The sequence below is a fragment of the Lysinibacillus sp. FW12 genome, from assembly GCF_050817245.1.
Taxonomy (GTDB): Bacteria; Bacillota; Bacilli; order Bacillales_A; family Planococcaceae; genus Lysinibacillus; species Lysinibacillus irui.
In genome coordinates this window covers 3,070,354-3,087,017 of record NZ_CP139094.1, presented here as the reverse complement: position 1 = coordinate 3,087,017, position 16,664 = coordinate 3,070,354, and the positions used below count along the sequence as shown (strand labels likewise).

The following is a 16,664-nucleotide window of genomic DNA, read 5'->3' as shown; positions in this document are numbered from 1 at the left end:
GAAACATGAATCCTCAAAAAATTATGGCGCAAATTTTGGCGATGCAAACCATTCCAAGAGTCAACAGTGAATTAGCAGAGCAGCTAGATTTAAAGCCATATCACAATAGCATTGGGCTTGTCACATTGACCATTGATGATGTTGGATATGTTGCTATTGATGAAGCAACGAAAAAGGCAGATGTTGACGTTATCTATGCGAAAAGCTTCTATGCGGGAGCAGCTCATGCATCGGGCCCATTATCAGGTGAAATGATTGGCATCATTGCAGGAAGCTCGCCTGATGAAATTCGTAGCGGACTTGATGCCATTCAACAAAAAATTGAGTTTGATACGTACTTCGAGGCGATTAATAACAATGAAAACCATGCTTTGTTTGCCCATACAGTGGCAAGCTGTGGAACGTATCTCGCCGAGCTGGCAAATGTAAACGTCGGCACACCACTTGCCTATTTAATCGCACCGCCACTAGAGGCAGTAGTTGGATTAGATGCAGCATTAAAGGCGGCAGATGTAGAGTTAAAGGTTTTCTTTGGCCCTCCGTCTGAAACCAATTTTGGTGGCGGCCTATTAAGTGGTAGTCAATCATCTTGCGAGGCTGCGGCAAATGCTTTCAGAGAAGCTATTGAAAATATAGCTAGAAATCCAGTGATCTAGAAAGGAGGCGGCTTTATGGCCACATTAGACAAAGATTTATTAGCAATTCAAGAAATGAGAGATGCCGTTAAACAGGCTAATACAGCACAGGCTGCCTACATGCAATTTTCACAGCAGCAAGTAGACAACATAGTGAAGGCTGTTGCGGATGCTGCCTTTAAGGAAGCAGACCGTTTAGCAAAAATGGCTGTGCAAGAAACAGGGATGGGTATCCCTAATCATAAAAAAATGAAAAATGAAGTGGCTTCACGAGATGTCTATGAAGATATTAAAGACTTAAAAACGGTTGGTATTGTAGGCTATGATCGGATGAAGAAAGTGGCAGAGATTGCGAGTCCTTTTGGGGTCATCGCAGGTATAGTGCCAACGACGAATCCAACATCTACAGCCATTTTTAAAACACTTATTTCTTTAAAAACAAGAAATGCATTAGTGCTAAGTCCACACCCATATGCGGTGAAATGTACAAAAGAGGCGTTAGATGTTTGTCGAGTAGCGGCGGAACAAGCTGGTGCACCTGAAGGGCTACTGCAATGCTTAACGATGTCTTCTATGGAAGCTACGCAACAGCTCATGAAGCATCCTGATATTCATTTAATTTTAGCAACAGGCGGCGGTGCTTTAGTGAAGGCAGCCTATAGCTCTGGAAAGCCAGCTTATGGTGTAGGGCCGGGGAATGTCCCAGCTTATATCGAAAAATCAGCTAATATCCAAAAGTCTGTCCGTCAACTGGTTCACAGTAAGTCGTTCGATAATGGCACCATCTGTGCAACAGAACAAGCCATCATTGTAGATAAGGCGATTGCTGAACAGGTACAGACGGAATTAAAGAAAAACGGTGCCTATCTATTAAATGCTGAAGAAAAAGCAAAAATGGAGAAATTAATTTCACCTGTTCCTGGAAAGGTAAATCCACAAATTGTCGGGAAATCAGCTACTTGCTTAGCAGATTCTGTTGGCATCACAGTCCCAGAAGATACAAAAGTTCTTGTTGGGTTAGAAACGATGATTGGTAAAAATATTCCGTTTTCGCTTGAAAAACTTTCACCAATCTTTGCCCTCTATATAGTAGAAAACAGTACAGAAGCAAAGCAAGTCATGATTGACCTATTAAATATTGGTGGTCGTGGACATACATGCTCGATTCACACTGAAAATGCAGCATTAGCTGAGCAATTCTCTGTTGAATTACCTGTCTCACGTATTGTAGTCAATACATTATCATCTATCGGTGCAGTAGGTGGAACAACAGGATTAGCACCATCCTTTACATTAGGCTGTGGTACATTTGGCGGTAATATTACGTCAGATAACATTACAGCAAGACACCTATTAAATATTAAACGTATGGCTTATGGCATTAAAGATGTCGAAGTACCAAAACCAGTATTTGAAGTACAATCCGTTGTTGAGTCGGTTGTCTCACAGGAGCCTGCTCTTGACACGACGATGGTTCAACAAATTGTTGATCAAGTATTAAAACAAATCACATTACAAAATAAATAAATTATTTGGAGGAATGACAAATGAGTACAGCATTAGGAATGGTAGAAACAAAAGGTTTAGTAGGAGCAATTGAAGCAGCAGACGCAATGGTAAAGGCAGCAAGCGTTAATTTAGTAGGAAAAGTACATGTAGGTGGCGGTATCGTAACAGTGCTTGTACGTGGCGATGTAGGTGCAGTAAAAGCAGCAACAGATGCAGGTGCAGCAGCAGCTCAACGTGTAGGAGAACTTCTATCAGTACATGTAATCCCACGTCCACATCACGAATTAGAAATGATTTTACCAAAAGCAGAAGCATAATTTTAGCTTTATTTAGGACAAGACGCCCATCTCAATTGTTGGTGAATTAAACTGTGGATACAACACCACCACAATTACGCTAGGGCATAAAGGATTAGGATGAGAGTTAATCCTACCAGAGGACAGCTCTCATCTTGTCTAATAGGTAAACAATTAATGAGATAAAGAGGTGGCTAACGTGACAACAGCTACAAAAACATTTCCAGTGGCCATTTCGGCTCGTCATATTCATCTTAGTGAAGAGGATTTGCAAGCACTTTTTGGTCCAAATGCAACGCTGACAAAGGATTTTGACTTATCACAGCCTGGGCAATTTGCTGCCAAGGAGCGTGTCTCTATCGAGGGTCCAAAAGGCATTATCCATAATGTTCGTGTACTTGGACCAGTGAGACCAGCAACACAGGTGGAAGTCAGCCGAACAGATGCCATGAAGCTTGGTGTGAAACCTCCGTTAAGACAGTCGGGTGATATTGACCATTCTGCAGGCATTAAAATCCTTCACCAAAATAAAGAATTGCATATCGAGCAGGGTGTTATCATTGCACAGGCACATATTCATATGACAGAAGAAGATGCCAAAGCATTGGAAGTGCATAATAACGAATTGGTTTCTGTGGAAGTTGAAAGTGATCGACCTGTTACTTTCCGTGGCGTAGTCGTCCGTGTTTCCAATGACTTTAGTCTGGAAATGCATATCGATACGGATGAAGCCAATGCAGGTTTTATTGAACAGCAAGCACAGGGTAAATTAGTAAAAATCTCATCGTAAGGAGGAGGCAAGATGCAAGAAAATCTGGTTCAAAAAATTGTGGAAGAAGTTCTGCAGCAAGTCTTAAAAAATCAATCTTCCCCTCCACATGACGGTAAAATTCCTATTGGTGTATCTGCCCGCCATGTCCATCTTGCACAAGCAGAGGTGGAGCAGCTTTTCGGTGAGAATTATCAGCTTACACCGAAGTTTGAGCTTTCACAGCCAGGGCAATTTGCTGCAGAGGAAACCGTAGTAATTGCTGGTCCAAAAGGATCAATTGAGAGAGTACGTATTCTTGGCCCAGCTCGATCGTTGTCTCAAGTGGAAGTAAGCTGGACAGATGCTATGAAATTAGGGTTGAAACCTCCATTAAGAATTTCCGGTGATATTCAAGGTTCTAGTCCTGTTACATTAATCGGTCCAAAGGGGAGTGTCGTGTTAAATGAAGGACTTATTATTGCACAGGCACATATTCATATGTCCCCTGCGGATAGTGCGAGATTTAATGTAGTAGATGGACAGTCTGTTCAAATCAAGTTAGAAGGAATTCGCCCGATTATTTTATCGAATGTGGTCATCCGTGTATCAGAGCGTTATCGATTAGAAATGCATATCGATACAGATGAAGCCAATGCAGGATTAATTCAGCAGGGAACACTTGCTGAAATTGTACATCACCAAGGAAGTGAACCTTCTTCTATACCAGTGAAAGTGCAGTCGCCAGTCGTAGAGAAAGTAGAGAAACCATCTGTCTATCATTATGATAAAAAGCTACTTTCACAAATAGAAGTGCTAGAAATAGAAGCACAAGAAATTGTAGTACCAAAGAAAACGATTGTGACAGCATTGGCTTATGATAAGCTACGAGAGCTAAATAAAACATTAACGGTCCGAGCTGAGTAGTAAGACAATTTGTGTCGCATAAAGAGGGTGAAGTTCATGCAAATGGGTAGAGTAATAGGCAGTGTATGGGCAACACGTAAGGAGGAAGGGCTGAATGGATTAAAGCTATTAATCATTCAACCCATTGACTCCAATCAACAGCCGATTCGCACAGAAATTGTTGCAGCTGATCGTATAGGTGCGGGGATTGGTGATGATGTACTCATTACAAGCGGTGGGTCATCACGCTATATTATGAAAGAAAATCCATTACCAATCGATGCAGTTGTTATAGGTATTATTGATTCTACTGAAGTGATGAGAGGTGAAGACAATGAGTAGCGCAATTGGAATGATTGAAACAAAAGGCTTAGTTGGTTCGTATGAAGCAGCGGATGCCATGATTAAGGCGTCAGACGTCACAATCGTTAAACAGGAATTCGTTGATGGTGGAATTGTGACGGTCGTCGTGAAGGGTGACGTAGGTTCAGTACAAGCAGCGGTAGAAGCTGGAAAGGCTGCTGCCATGCGTGTTGGTGAACTATTAGGCGCTCATGTCATTCCGAGACCTGATGAAGATGTATTCCAAATGATTAAAGGCCCAGAGGCACCAAAGAAAAAGCCTGCCTCTACACCAGCATCAGCACGTGCTAAAAAAACAACCGAAGCAACACCGACGACAGATAATCGAGGTGAAGAATAATGGCCTTTCGTAAAAATAAAATCGCTGTTATTGGAGCTGGTCACACTGGTTCTACATTGAGTTTATTTTTAGCACAAAAAGAATTAGGTGATGTGGTGCTTGTCGATATTCCAGAGGCTGAGAACCCGACAAAAGGGAAGGCATTGGATTTACTACAGACAGGCCCAATTGAAAAGTTTAATGTCTCCATTAAAGGGACGAGTGATTACGAAGATATAGCTGGTGCCGATATTGTCGTTATTACAGCTGGTATCCCTCGTAAGCCAGGCATGAGTCGTGATGATTTAGTTACTACAAATGCCAAAATTATTCAACAGGTTTCAAGACAAATTAAACACTATGCTCCAAATAGTATCGTCCTTGTGTTGAGTAATCCAGTTGATGCTATGACCTATGTGTGTCATAAGGAAACAGGCTTTGCTAAAAATCGGATTATCGGTCAGTCTGGTGTGTTAGATACAGCTCGCTTCAATACTTTTGTAGCCCAGGAGCTACAAATTGCACCAGAAGATGTCTCTGGCTTCGTGCTAGGGGGACATGGTGATGAAATGGTGCCATTAATCCGTTATTCCTATGCTGGAGGTATTCCATTAGAAAAGCTAATTCCCCAGGAACGACTTCAGCAAATCGTCGAGCGTACACGTAAAGGTGGCGGTGAAATTGTCGGTTTACTAGGAAACGGAAGTGCCTATTATGCCCCAGCTGCGGCATGTGCACAGATGGTTGAAATCATTATCAAAGATCAACGAAAAATCATACCTTCTATAGCCCTATTAGAAGGTGAATATGGATACCACAATCTGTTTTTAGGGGTACCAACTATTTTAGGTGGCAATGGGATTGAATCTGTGATTGAATTGCACCTAACCAATGAAGAACAAGCAGCCCTCCAGCATTCAGCAGAGGCTGTTAAACAAGTGATTGCCATATGCCAAAACATTGAATAGTGAAAACACAATCTATTTTTTAAATTGAAAGATAGGATCCCCAACTTTCTTTCGATCAAAACTTCATAATAGCTCTTAAAAATGTTTGATTGGAAACCGAACATAACTGAAAGCTAGTTAATATTCCCCTTATTATATATAACACTCTCATTTATGGGAGATCTGACTGTAGCAAGCTTAAATGTTTGCTACAGTTTTTTGTTATGTTCACAACCTATATCATAAAAACGATTAACACTTCTACTATAATCAAATAAGGAGGGATGTGGATGAACAACATCGTACAGGAGATGGTTGAATGGATTGAAAGTCATCTATTAGAGGGATTCTCATTAGAGCATTTAGGGAAGGATATGGGGTACTCCCCTTATTACTGTTCCTTTAAATTCCACCAGATAACTGGAATAACAATCAAAAAATATAGATCACTTCGAAAAATGTATCTTGCTTCAATGGCCTTAAAAGATCCACAAAAGAAAATCATCGACATTGCTTTTTATCATGGTTTTTCATCTCAGGAATCCTTTTCTAGAGCTTTTAAAAATACATTTGGTATAAGTCCAAACGATTACAGAAGGTCCCCACAACCTTTACAAACATTCGTGAAGCTGAATTTACTGGGGGAGAGAGGATGGTTTACGATGGATATTTCACAAAAATTAAAAATTGAGGCGTTACAAGAGAAAATCAATGCCCAATATGATCAAAAGTTATTGAATGTATTGAATGGACAAATAATGTATGAAGAGTTTGCTAAACAGCAATTAATGGGGAACTCTGATTACGTACCTTTTAATGAAGCGATGTGTACAAATCCAACGACTAGTGTGATTTTCAGTGAAGAATTTAATAAAATTCGTGCTACGGGGCATCAGGTGTCATTAGAGGATTATGAGCTGATAACAGTGAATCCGTTGAAACCATTGTTGACAAATGACTATCAATGTATTGTTTTATGGTTTGGAGACGATATGTTTTGTCAGCTGAATCTACTGACAGTTCTTGCTTTCTTAGAACAACAAGGGTATCAAGGCAAGGTCTATTATCATATGGTCAAGGAAATGACCTATGATGTGGAAGAAACGGAGATAGTACTAGGCGATTATATGGAGATCTATGAACAGGTGTTGATACAGCATCGTCTTCCAAAGGCTACAGTTTTACCAGTCATGTACCAGGGCGTTCAATTATATTTCAACTATTTAAAGGAGGAGAACGAGATTACCACGTACATAAAAAAACATCTCGATATGCCTCAAAATGATCTGATAAAGCAACTATTCTACTTATTTCCTCACTATGGATTAGGGGATCGTCAATATAGTAAACTTATCGAGAAAAGTAAAGAATGAATAGTCAGATTCATTTTACCAAAAGGTCCACAATATACAAAATTTTCGAAAATATGATAAACTTATAACGGGAAAAGGAGGATAAAAGCATGACAGTTCAACAATTTATAGACTATGTGAAGAAGATGCAACATTATGAGGAAGCACTCAATGTGATTTATTGGGATATGCGGACAGGTGCACCCAAAAAAGGGCTAGCGCAACGTTCAGAGGTTATTGGCACATTGTCAGCCTCTTTATTTGATATGCAGACAAGTGAAGAATTAGGCGAGCTTTTATCTGCTTTAGAAACACAAAAAGCGGATCTTGACTATGTAACACTTCGTTTAGTGCAAGAAGTAAGAAAGAATTACGATCAAAACAAAAAAATCCCAGCAGATGAATATAAAGAATACGTGATTCTTCAATCAAAATCGGAAACGGCTTGGGAAGAAGCAAAGGCAACTAATAATTTCGCCCTTTTCTTACCATATTTAGAAGAAATCATTCAATGGCAGAAAAGATTCATTCACTATTGGGGCATAAAAAACGGATCTCCGTACAATACATTACTCGATTTATATGAACCAGATATGACGACAGATGTCTTAGATCAAGTGTTTGGCGACTTACGTCAATCAATTGTGACACTTGTCCAGAAAATTGCCGATTCATCGAATAAGCCAAATACAGATATGTTATTTAAGCATTTCCCAAGGGAAGCACAGCGTGAGCTATCATTAGAAATGCTAACGCAGCTTGGGTACGATTTTGAGGCAGGACGCTTGGATGAAAGTGTGCACCCTTTCATGATTGGCCTTAATCATGGTGATGCTCGTATTACAACGAAATATGATGAAAATGACTTCCGTTCAGCTATTTTTGGCACTATTCATGAGTGCGGTCACGCGATGTACGAGCAAAACATTGATGAAAAACTTGCAGGTCTGCCATTAGCTACTGGGACATCGATGGGTATTCATGAATCACAATCATTATTTTATGAAAACTTTGTCGGCAGAAATGAAAAGTTCTGGGAGCATAACTACGAGCGCCTTCAACACTTCTCACCAGCCCAATTTGGCGATGTTGCATTAGACGAATTTTTACGTGCCATCAATATGGTAGAACCATCATTTATTCGCATTGAAGCAGATGAACTAACATATCCATTACATATCATGATTCGCTATGAAATTGAACGTGACTTATTCAATGGGGATTTACAGGCGAAAGATCTGCCGCAAGTGTGGAATGATAAATATGAGGAGTATTTAGGCATTCGCCCTGAGACGGATGCACAGGGTGTGCTACAAGATATGCATTGGTCAGGCGGCATGTTTGGCTATTTCCCATCCTACGCATTAGGGATGATTTATGCGGCGCAGTGGAAGCATGCGATGGACAAGGATATTCCTAATTTTGATGAATTACTAGAAAAAGGAGAGCTACTGCCAATTCGAGAGTGGCTAACTGATAAAGTTCATCAATATGGAGCATTGAAAAAGCCATTTGAATTGCTGAAAGAAGCGACAGGGGAAGGCTTAAATGCTAAGTACCTTGCAAACTATTTACAAGAAAAATATACAAAGCTATATCAGTTATAAAAAAGCAAGCGATTTCTCTACAATGAGAAATCGCTTATTGCTTTAAAAAAGCCTTTTGAGTCAGATGGGGAATTGGAAATAATTCATAAGATTGGCATTTTGCAAGCGGATGGGGTAATTCACATGTTTCATTATTATTCTTTATAAAATATGCAACATTATAACGAATTATTTTTAAGCTGAACTATTTTGTTCAACATTCGGGCCAGATTGTGGAATAAAATCATTTTGTGCAATGTTACCAAACAAGGATTTAGTAGCTTATTTCACATAAATGATAGACTGTTTAAAAAATTTCCATTAATATGTTATTTTTAATGAAATTAAATCTAATTTGAGGTGAATTTATATGTTATTAAAGCCAAATAAACTCCAGCAAGGAGATTATATCGCCACAATAAGTCCTTCTTGGGGAGGTGCTGGAGAACCAGAATTAAAATGGCGTTATGAACAAGGCGTAAAAAGACTTGAAGAGGTTTTTGGACTGAAAGTTATAGCAATGCCAAATAGCTTGAAAGGTGCAGATTATCTAGACAAAAATCCAAAAGCACGTGCAGAGGACTTAATGATGGCTTTTAAGGACCCCAAGATTAAAGCTATTATTGCAAATATTGGTGGAGATGATAGTGTTCGTTTACTCCATTACATTGATTTTGAGGTTATAACTAAAAATCCTAAAATTTTAATGGGTTACTCAGATGTAACGATTGTTCATTTATTTTGTTTGAAGGCGGGTATATCTTCATTTTATGGACCAGCAATTTTAACCGATTTTGCTGAAAACGTTGAAATGCACTCATATACCGTTCAATCTATTCAGAAAACGCTATTTTCTAATGAAGTAATAGGTGAAATTGTTCCTTCTGTAGAATGGACAAGTGAGCATTTAGAATGGATAGAATCAAATAAAAATCAAAAACGCACAATGCAGCCTAATAAAGGATACGAATTGCTGCAAGGTAAAGGTATAGTGCAGGGACGTTTAATAGGAGGGTGCATTGAAGTACTAGAGTTTGCTAAAGGTACCGTGCTATGGCCTGAAGAAAAATACTGGGAAAATTGCATCCTTTTCTTTGAAACATCTGAAGATCAACCAGAGCCTAACCTACTTAGATATTGGTTGAGAAACTACGGTGTACAAGGTATTTTACAAAAAGCAAACGGAATTATATTTGGTAAACCACAAGATGAAAAGTATTGCGAAGAATATAAAGAAGAGATTTTAAAAGTGATGAAAGAATTTAACTTGGAGGATACACCAATTCTATACAATATGAACTTTGGACATACCGAACCAAAATTCATTTTACCTCTTGGTGCATTAGCAGAAATTAATTGTAATACAAGCTCTTTTACTATTTTAGAAAACGCTGTACTGTAAGATGTTAGCGGCTTTTTGGGACAAATAAGGATATTCAATAATCGGGCGCTTTTCTTGTATAAGGAAAGTGCTTTTTCAATTTAAGGGCAAGGTTAGAACAAAGAAAAAATATTGACTTGTTACTGTTAATGACAGTATACTGTCATTAACAGTTATTTTGTATCATTAAAAAAATGAGGGGTGTATCTTTTATGAAGCATACAGGGAGACATACAGGAGCATTTCTTTTGCTGTTTTTAACAGAGGGAGATAACTATGGAGGAAAACTTCTACAAAAATGTGAGGAGGAGCTTCCCATCAACCCAATTGATAGTGCGATATTATATCGCACGCTAAAAAAATTAGAGGAAGAAGGCGCTGTTGAATCTTATTTGAATATATCTGAGCAAGACAAACCGATAAGGATGTACAAAATTACTACTATTGGTAAAAGAAAATTAGAAGAATTTCATCTAGATATTGAAGAAAAATTGAAAAATTTAGCTTTTTTCCTAGATAAATTTGAGAAATGGAAGGTTCAAGATAATGGTTAGTGGCTTAGTTCTCTATTCGATAGCCTCTATATATTTGGGAATTTCCTTCATAAAAGACAAATACAAAACAAAAACAGCATTATTTAAATCATGGACAATGTTTCGAAATGTTTTGCCAGATTTATTAGTGATTATGCTATTTATTGGTCTAGCATTATCTTTATTGACACCATCCCTTATTTCTTCCATTATTGGGGGGAATTCAGGTTTCCTAGGTATCATCTATTCCACGATTATTGGCTCAATTGCTTTAGTTCCAAGCTTTATTGTCTTTCCTCTCGGACATACATTAGTTCAGAATGGAGCTGCCCTTCCGCAAGTTGCCGTATTAATGTCGACATTGATGTCTGTAGGACTTGTTACTTTAACTATGGAGCAAAAGATTTTTGGAAGAAGTTTTGCTTATGCTCGAAATATTTCTTCCATAATAATGTCTCTTCTATTTGCATTAATTATTTGGGTAGTGATGACATGATGAAGCTAAAAAGATATCGTTTCTTTTTCATTTTATTATTAGGATTATTTCTTCTTACATTTATGAATCAAGCAATTGCTATAAAAACCGTTCAGTTAACTGGTAAAAGTATTTTGGATATGTTATTTCTGCTACCTCCTATATTTATATTAGTTGGATTATTAGATCAATGGGTAACGAAAGAAACACTTATTAGTTATATGGGTGAAAAATCAGGTATATATGGAGTCCTCTTCACTCTATTATTAGCAACGGTAGCAGCTGGCCCTCTTTATATAGCCTTTCCAATAGCAATATTATTATTGAAAAAAGGAGCTAGTGTGCGCTATATAGTATTTTTCTTAGGGGCTTGGTCGACAGTGAAATTGCCGGTTCTGTTGTATGAATTCACATCATTTGGTCTTAAATTCACACTTATTCATATTTGTTTTGGTCTCGTGTTTTACTATTTAACAGGAATTCTTTTTGAAAAATTATACAGCCAAGAAAAATTACTAAAGGATAATGCAACCATGGAGATATAGATTTAAGTCATTAAAACTTTTAACCCCTCAATTTCTAATTTATAATGTTATGAATACGTTATTCAACAATCGGGCGCTTTTATGAATCATGTTGCGAGGTGATATTTGGATTGGGGATTAATATTTTGATGTATACAGTGGTCTTTTTAGGACAATTAATTAGCGTCAGTTTAATATTAGCTATTTTTACTTCTGTTTTTGTTAAGAGCAGGAAGCAAGGTCTTGTATTTTTAACAATCTATATATTACTAAATATATACTCTCTAATTATTGGATTTAAATTTTCGTTAGTAATGGGGAGTGGTATGTTGATTATATATATTTGCTTAGGTATATTAACTTACTTTGTTATTAAAAAGAAACTTTCAAACCTCTTTTTGGATTAATCAAATATAGAGGTCTATTTTGACAGCAGGAGACAAGATAACTGTCTTGATATTCAACAATCGGGCGCGTTTCTCTAAGAAATGCGCCTTTTTTCATCAGAAACAGCATTAGCAAGATCAACTTGTTTTTCCTTTAAGTTTCGAGGTATAGTTATATTATGGGAATTTAACCCAAATTTCCTAAGTTGAATGATGAGAAAATAATTAGTTCAGGGGGAATATAATGTTCATTAGGAGAGCAAAAATAGAAGATTGCAATTTTTTAACCAACTTGGCTTATAAATCAAAAGCCTACTGGGGATATACAGAAGATTTTCTACAACAATGTAAAGATGATTTGACTGTAACTAAAGAATACATAGAAGAAAATCCCGTTTATTTAATGGAGAGTGATAACAAGATAGTAGCTTTTTATAGCTTTACAATTAGTGAACGGAAATTAGATGCATTGTTCATAGATCCTAATTATATCGGTAAAGGATTAGGGAGAATGATTTGGGACCATTTACTAAACAAAGCAGAAGAGTTAGGAATAAACGAATTTACTCTTGATAGCGAACCTAATGCCGAAGGTTTTTATTTAAAAATGGGAGCAGAGTGCATTGGCTCTACTCCTTCTTCGGTGTTCCCAAATCGTCATCTTCCTCTAATGAAAGTTAAAGTGTTTTAAAATGCATTAATTAGATTAATTACGGAATTTAAACAAGAAGTGTGTTAGATGACTATATTTATTTTTAATCATTATCACTAAATGTGTAAACGGCTTGAGTCCTTTAGAATTATGGGTACAAGCCGTTTTTTATTTCGACTGTCAACTTGATGGGGTGCAATTGTGAAATGATGATTTTAGTCCTTCAAAATCACAGGTTGAAAGTTTTCTTGAACTAAATGGGTGCTTTAGTTTAACAAGTAAAAAACAATGAACACTAACTTGATCTTCAACAATCGGGCGCGATTCTGTCTAAGGATTAGCGCTCGATCTCATTATAGGGCCATTTTAATTGAATAAGAGATGTTGAACAAAAAACCCGAATAGCTACACTTTTTTAGTGTCCACTATTTGGGCAAGTTCTTTTTTTATTTACTGAATAGCTGAGATTAAAACTTCAATTATGTAGTCTGAATCATTTACATTGCATGTAAATACATATACGGGCTGATAATAACCTTTTGTATCATAAGTATATGTTAGACGAACATTCGTTATCGTTAATGTATCACCTTTTTGTAAAGGATTGTATGTGCTAAACTCTCCGTTTTCCATTACATTATATGCTTGCTGTTGTGAAATTAATTGCTTTTTCGCAACCATTTCATTGTCACTGATGTCAAATAATATGTCGGGTACTTGCTGATTAAAAAGACTAATCATAACCAGACCTTTAGAGAAATCTTCACATGTGGATTGTAAATTCTCTGGTTCAGCTAAATCCCAACGAATTGTACGTTCATCTTGCTGCTGATAGATAGCGTTATTAGGTAATAATCCTTCACTTTTTAACCAATTTTCTAAAAGTTGCTTTTTCTGTTTAATATCAACTTTTAGGGGGTCATCATTTATATTATCGAATGATAAGGACCAAGAACCATTTGACATGAAATAAGTTAAATAATAGTTACTGCCTTCATCGTCTTGAAATGTAAATATACGATTATCCACTTCAATCCGTATGCCACCTTGTTGTTTCAAATTAAATTGTTTAGCAATGGATTGGGCGATTAATTTTCCTTTTTTTATATCATTCACATCTTTATTGTAATAAACACATGCGTTAGGTGATTTATTGGAAAGTTCAGTTTCCAGTTGCATCTGTATGTGTTCCATATTTTGTTTTTGTGCAGGTTTGAATGGCAGATTCCCAAATTCTTGAGCGTTATATACCACATTTGCTACGCCAAATAACGTAATAAAAACTACTGGAATAGAAATAGCTTTCACAATCGGTATAAATGTTAATTTTCGTTGTTCGGTCCATAAAATGAATACCATCACGATAAAGTACCCTGCTAAACTCCCAATGGTATTATGCAAAAGGTCGTCTAATTCAAAAATCCCTTTACCTGTAATCAATTGGGAAATTTCAATACAAGACGTGAAAGCAATTGATATGACGAGTACACGCCAAAATGATTTGTTTTTATGATGAATCAACGGTAATAGTACGCCTAACGGTACAAACATTAACATATTAAAGATGATTAATTGATATTCAGTCAGTGACCACTTGTTCCATGCATTTACATAACTAGTGAATAGACTGAAATTAATCTGATCTGTATATTTTGCCCCTCTACTGAGAGTAGTGATTCCAAATACTACAATGAACCAACAAATAAGTAAAGTGATGAGAACAAATTTAGAAAGACGTATTGGATATTTCCCCTGATAAAATTTTCTATATATAAAGTATCCAATTATCAAGATTGTGATGATAAAAATAGAATATTTTACATACGGTAAAAGACCCGATACTATACTAATCAAATCCATTGTAACGTAACCTCCTTAATAATTTGCCTTGTTCATTGTAGCAAGAAAATCTTAAGGTTCTTTAAGTATAAAACTTAAGATTTTATGAAGTATGTAAGTATGTTTAGTTATTAAGTATTTAATAATGACTGTTTTCAATAAGATGGTTGTTATTCGGCTAACGGGTGCTTATCTTCAATAAGGTACTCAACAATCGGGCGCTTTCCTGGAAACAAGGAAAGTACCTTTTTGATTAATTAGAGTTCGGAACTATCAATATTTTTTTAGTTTGTTGAATATCCTTGTATGTCAATACAATCTATTATTGCGATTTTTGGGGGATATTGATATGAACGAATTTAATACAGATAGATTAAAAGAATATTTAATACGATCAGGAGACCACTTAAAGCCTTCTAGTTTAGGAAAGAATTAGAGATAGAACATCTAAGGGAATCTTGTCAAACAACGATGGAGAAAGCACTATTTGAGTTTATGTATTCAACCGGCTGCCGTATTGGTGAAGTTGTAATATTAAATCGAGAAGAGATCGATTTTCAATCGAATTCAGTAATTGTACAAGGGAAAGGTGATAAAGAAAGGGGAAGTGTACTTTAATACCCGCTGTTCTATTTGGTTAAAAAGGTATTTAGATGAAAGAGAGGATAAGGAACCTCGTTTGTTTATTACGGACAGACGGCCGAAAAGGCGAATGAGCATTGATAATTTAAGATATATTATCAAGCGCATATCAAATCGTGCTAGTATAAAAGAGTATACATCCGCATCAATTACGACACAGCTATGCAACGCATATGATTAATAACGGTGCGCCAATTGATGTCATTCAAAGTTTACTAGGTCATGAAAAGAGTGAGACTACAAAGATACGCTCAGCTAAGCGGAAAGCTAAGACAGGATTTATACAGTAAATACTTTTAAAAAACTTTCATTCAATTAAGACACTCATGTAGAAATGGGTGTTTTTTTATTATAGGGCCAGGAATAACAACTTTTTATGAAAGATTACCAAACGAAGGTTTGGGAACAATTTAATTACAATTTATGTCTATATTGAAAAAGGGAGGTGTCATTATGTGGTTAATATTAGGTCTTATTGCTATAGTAGCTACTTGTATAAATCTTTTTATGTATGGGACAGGTAAAGATTATAAATTAGCAATGGCAATGGGGTTATCATTTACAGCATTGACACTCTGTGCAGAACATAGCCTTGTATCTAATTGGATAAAAGTTGAAGATTGGTCGGCTTTAAGGGAAATACCTAATATGAATAAGGCGTTTTGGTTTCTGACAATTGTTTCTATCTTACTAAATATAGCACCTATACTTTTAGAACTAAAAAATAAAAAATAATTACTTATTGAAGTTTTTACAGGCTTACAACGTTAAGTACAAACATCCCCAAGCCACGCTTTGGGAAGGTTATACTTTAACTAACTTGGCAGTTTAGTGGAATAAGGATCTGTTAAAATAACTTGTATTTTGATATGGTTGAAACAAAACAATATGCATTTGAACTTAAAGGCAAACAAGGATTTATAAGAATTGAGTTAAAGGAAATAATATCAAAATTGATGAGAGGTTTTGGTTATGTATTTTAAATTGTTCAAAAAAATCTTGCTATTATAATTGCTTTTTTGCTGCTTTTGTTAATGGGCTGTGAAATCCCCAAAAAATATGTAGAAGAAAATGTTGAAAATCATTTGGAAAACTACGGAATAAATAACTACAACATACTAAGTGCTAAAAATGATGGTGAGCGTGGTGAAAGTAAGTATGGTTATGTAGAAATCTATAAACCTTATCATGTAAATCTCACATTAGCCTTTAATCGAGAAACAAATCAATTTATTCCTAACGAAAGTGACGATGTTTATTCACAACTATTTAAAGAAGCATATATTCAACAACATCCCGAACTTATCGAGGCATCCAATCAGATTATCAAAAAATACCATTTAATGGATGAACCTTCAAAAAATTATTATCTTGATTTTAATATTGAAAATGGTCAAAAAAAAGGCTAATTGAGGACCTTAGAAAGAAAGAAAAAATAGACACCAATTCATTATTATCATCACTAACAAACGATGAAAATGAATCGTTGTATCCTTTGAACAATGAGTCAGTTATTAATTTTCATTATAAGTTCAATGTTTACGAAAATAACAATACAATCCCGAAAGCCA

General features: G+C 36.2%; 18 protein-coding genes and 1 pseudogene. 18 read left to right on the top strand and 1 reads right to left on the bottom strand.

Features of this window, described 5'->3' with window-relative positions; all coding sequences use genetic code 11:
- Positions 1-5 precede the first annotated feature (5 nt).
- The 15 genes from eutL (at position 6) to SJW71_RS16055 (ending at position 12,651) form a co-directional block, all read left to right on the top strand.
- On the top strand, positions 6-656 hold the full coding sequence (gene eutL, locus SJW71_RS16125; protein ID WP_312505513.1) for an ethanolamine utilization microcompartment protein EutL: 651 nt from the start codon (positions 6-8) through the stop codon (positions 654-656).
- Between the two features lie 15 nt (positions 657-671).
- Complete coding sequence (locus SJW71_RS16120; protein WP_322606677.1) at positions 672-2,162, top strand: aldehyde dehydrogenase family protein; 1,491 nt, start codon at positions 672-674, stop codon at positions 2,160-2,162.
- A 20-nt stretch (positions 2,163-2,182) separates the two neighbouring features.
- On the top strand, positions 2,183-2,461 hold the full coding sequence (locus SJW71_RS16115) for a BMC domain-containing protein (RefSeq protein WP_004269321.1): 279 nt from the start codon (positions 2,183-2,185) through the stop codon (positions 2,459-2,461).
- 178 nt (positions 2,462-2,639) lie between these two features.
- The gene (locus SJW71_RS16110) at positions 2,640-3,230 is read left to right on the top strand and encodes a phosphate propanoyltransferase (protein ID WP_274796484.1); all 591 of its coding nucleotides are present in this window, start codon (positions 2,640-2,642) and stop codon (positions 3,228-3,230) included.
- 12 nt (positions 3,231-3,242) lie between these two features.
- A complete protein-coding gene (locus SJW71_RS16105; protein WP_431811199.1) occupies positions 3,243-4,115 on the top strand; it encodes a phosphate propanoyltransferase in 873 nt (290 codons plus the stop codon).
- Positions 4,116-4,151: 36 nt separating this feature from the next.
- The gene (locus SJW71_RS16100; protein ID WP_008176433.1) at positions 4,152-4,436 is read left to right on the top strand and encodes a EutN/CcmL family microcompartment protein; all 285 of its coding nucleotides are present in this window, start codon (positions 4,152-4,154) and stop codon (positions 4,434-4,436) included.
- Positions 4,429-4,797: a BMC domain-containing protein gene (locus SJW71_RS16095; RefSeq protein WP_274796486.1), complete on the top strand. Its 369-nt coding sequence runs from the start codon at positions 4,429-4,431 to the stop codon at positions 4,795-4,797. The genes SJW71_RS16100 and SJW71_RS16095 overlap by 8 nt, the downstream gene beginning before the upstream one ends.
- A complete protein-coding gene (gene mdh, locus SJW71_RS16090; RefSeq protein ID WP_274796487.1) occupies positions 4,797-5,744 on the top strand; it encodes a malate dehydrogenase in 948 nt (315 codons plus the stop codon). Before SJW71_RS16095 ends, mdh begins: the two co-directional genes overlap by 1 nt.
- 269 nt (positions 5,745-6,013) lie before the next feature.
- Positions 6,014-7,096: a helix-turn-helix domain-containing protein gene (locus tag SJW71_RS16085; RefSeq protein ID WP_431811198.1), complete on the top strand. Its 1,083-nt coding sequence runs from the start codon at positions 6,014-6,016 to the stop codon at positions 7,094-7,096.
- 89 nt (positions 7,097-7,185) lie between these two features.
- Positions 7,186-8,682 carry a carboxypeptidase M32 gene (locus SJW71_RS16080; protein ID WP_431811197.1) on the top strand — a complete coding sequence of 499 codons (1,497 nt, stop codon included), beginning with the start codon at positions 7,186-7,188 and terminating at the stop codon, positions 8,680-8,682.
- 349 nt (positions 8,683-9,031) lie between these two features.
- On the top strand, positions 9,032-10,063 hold the full coding sequence (locus SJW71_RS16075; protein WP_274796490.1) for a S66 family peptidase: 1,032 nt from the start codon (positions 9,032-9,034) through the stop codon (positions 10,061-10,063).
- A 191-nt stretch (positions 10,064-10,254) separates the two neighbouring features.
- Entirely contained in the window at positions 10,255-10,596 is a 342-nt protein-coding gene (locus SJW71_RS16070) for a PadR family transcriptional regulator (protein ID WP_274796491.1), read from the top strand.
- Positions 10,589-11,071, top strand: a complete 483-nt coding sequence (locus SJW71_RS16065; RefSeq protein WP_431811196.1) for a hypothetical protein — start codon at positions 10,589-10,591, stop codon at positions 11,069-11,071. Before SJW71_RS16070 ends, SJW71_RS16065 begins: the two co-directional genes overlap by 8 nt.
- Positions 11,068-11,595, top strand: coding sequence for a permease (locus SJW71_RS16060; RefSeq protein WP_274796493.1), 528 nt, complete (start codon positions 11,068-11,070; stop codon positions 11,593-11,595). Before SJW71_RS16065 ends, SJW71_RS16060 begins: the two co-directional genes overlap by 4 nt.
- A gap of 609 nt (positions 11,596-12,204) precedes the next feature.
- The gene (locus SJW71_RS16055; protein ID WP_274796494.1) at positions 12,205-12,651 is read left to right on the top strand and encodes a GNAT family N-acetyltransferase; all 447 of its coding nucleotides are present in this window, start codon (positions 12,205-12,207) and stop codon (positions 12,649-12,651) included.
- A gap of 411 nt (positions 12,652-13,062) precedes the next feature.
- Here the strand turns inward: SJW71_RS16055 and SJW71_RS16050 are convergent, their stop codons facing one another.
- Positions 13,063-14,472, bottom strand: coding sequence for a VanZ family protein (locus SJW71_RS16050; protein WP_312505497.1), 1,410 nt, complete (start codon positions 14,470-14,472; stop codon positions 13,063-13,065).
- Between the two features lie 235 nt (positions 14,473-14,707).
- Here SJW71_RS16050 and SJW71_RS16045 point away from each other — a divergent pair.
- The 3 genes and pseudogenes from SJW71_RS16045 to SJW71_RS16035 all read left to right on the top strand — a co-directional run bounded on the left by SJW71_RS16045 (position 14,708) and on the right by SJW71_RS16035 (position 16,502).
- A pseudogene (locus SJW71_RS16045) lies at positions 14,708-15,393 on the top strand (tyrosine-type recombinase/integrase).
- Between the two features lie 153 nt (positions 15,394-15,546).
- Positions 15,547-15,828, top strand: a complete 282-nt coding sequence (locus SJW71_RS16040; RefSeq protein WP_312507635.1) for a hypothetical protein — start codon at positions 15,547-15,549, stop codon at positions 15,826-15,828.
- Between the two features lie 299 nt (positions 15,829-16,127).
- On the top strand, positions 16,128-16,502 hold the full coding sequence (locus SJW71_RS16035) for a hypothetical protein (protein WP_431811195.1): 375 nt from the start codon (positions 16,128-16,130) through the stop codon (positions 16,500-16,502).
- Positions 16,503-16,664 lie beyond the last annotated feature (162 nt).

Excerpts from the sequence above, each read along its gene's own strand:
- SJW71_RS16115 (WP_004269321.1), top strand. The coding sequence starts at position 2,183 with ATGAGTACAGCATTAGGAATGGTAGAAACAAAAGGTTTAGTAGGAGCA.
- SJW71_RS16060 (WP_274796493.1), top strand. The coding sequence starts at position 11,068 with ATGATGAAGCTAAAAAGATATCGTTTCTTTTTCATTTTATTATTAGGA.
- SJW71_RS16095 (WP_274796486.1), top strand. The coding sequence starts at position 4,429 with ATGAGTAGCGCAATTGGAATGATTGAAACAAAAGGCTTAGTTGGTTCG.
- SJW71_RS16100 (WP_008176433.1), top strand. The coding sequence starts at position 4,152 with ATGCAAATGGGTAGAGTAATAGGCAGTGTATGGGCAACACGTAAGGAG.
- SJW71_RS16065 (WP_431811196.1), top strand. The coding sequence starts at position 10,589 with ATGGTTAGTGGCTTAGTTCTCTATTCGATAGCCTCTATATATTTGGGA.
- SJW71_RS16085 (WP_431811198.1), top strand. The coding sequence starts at position 6,014 with ATGAACAACATCGTACAGGAGATGGTTGAATGGATTGAAAGTCATCTA.
- SJW71_RS16070 (WP_274796491.1), top strand. The coding sequence starts at position 10,255 with ATGAAGCATACAGGGAGACATACAGGAGCATTTCTTTTGCTGTTTTTA.
- mdh (WP_274796487.1), top strand. The coding sequence starts at position 4,797 with ATGGCCTTTCGTAAAAATAAAATCGCTGTTATTGGAGCTGGTCACACT.
- SJW71_RS16105 (WP_431811199.1), top strand. The coding sequence starts at position 3,243 with ATGCAAGAAAATCTGGTTCAAAAAATTGTGGAAGAAGTTCTGCAGCAA.
- SJW71_RS16075 (WP_274796490.1), top strand. The coding sequence starts at position 9,032 with ATGTTATTAAAGCCAAATAAACTCCAGCAAGGAGATTATATCGCCACA.
- SJW71_RS16040 (WP_312507635.1), top strand. The coding sequence starts at position 15,547 with ATGTGGTTAATATTAGGTCTTATTGCTATAGTAGCTACTTGTATAAAT.
- SJW71_RS16120 (WP_322606677.1), top strand. The coding sequence starts at position 672 with ATGGCCACATTAGACAAAGATTTATTAGCAATTCAAGAAATGAGAGAT.
- eutL (WP_312505513.1), top strand. The coding sequence starts at position 6 with ATGAATCCTCAAAAAATTATGGCGCAAATTTTGGCGATGCAAACCATT.
- SJW71_RS16035 (WP_431811195.1), top strand. The coding sequence starts at position 16,128 with ATGGGCTGTGAAATCCCCAAAAAATATGTAGAAGAAAATGTTGAAAAT.
- SJW71_RS16080 (WP_431811197.1), top strand. The coding sequence starts at position 7,186 with ATGACAGTTCAACAATTTATAGACTATGTGAAGAAGATGCAACATTAT.
- SJW71_RS16055 (WP_274796494.1), top strand. The coding sequence starts at position 12,205 with ATGTTCATTAGGAGAGCAAAAATAGAAGATTGCAATTTTTTAACCAAC.
- SJW71_RS16050 (WP_312505497.1), bottom strand. The coding sequence starts at position 14,472 with ATGGATTTGATTAGTATAGTATCGGGTCTTTTACCGTATGTAAAATAT.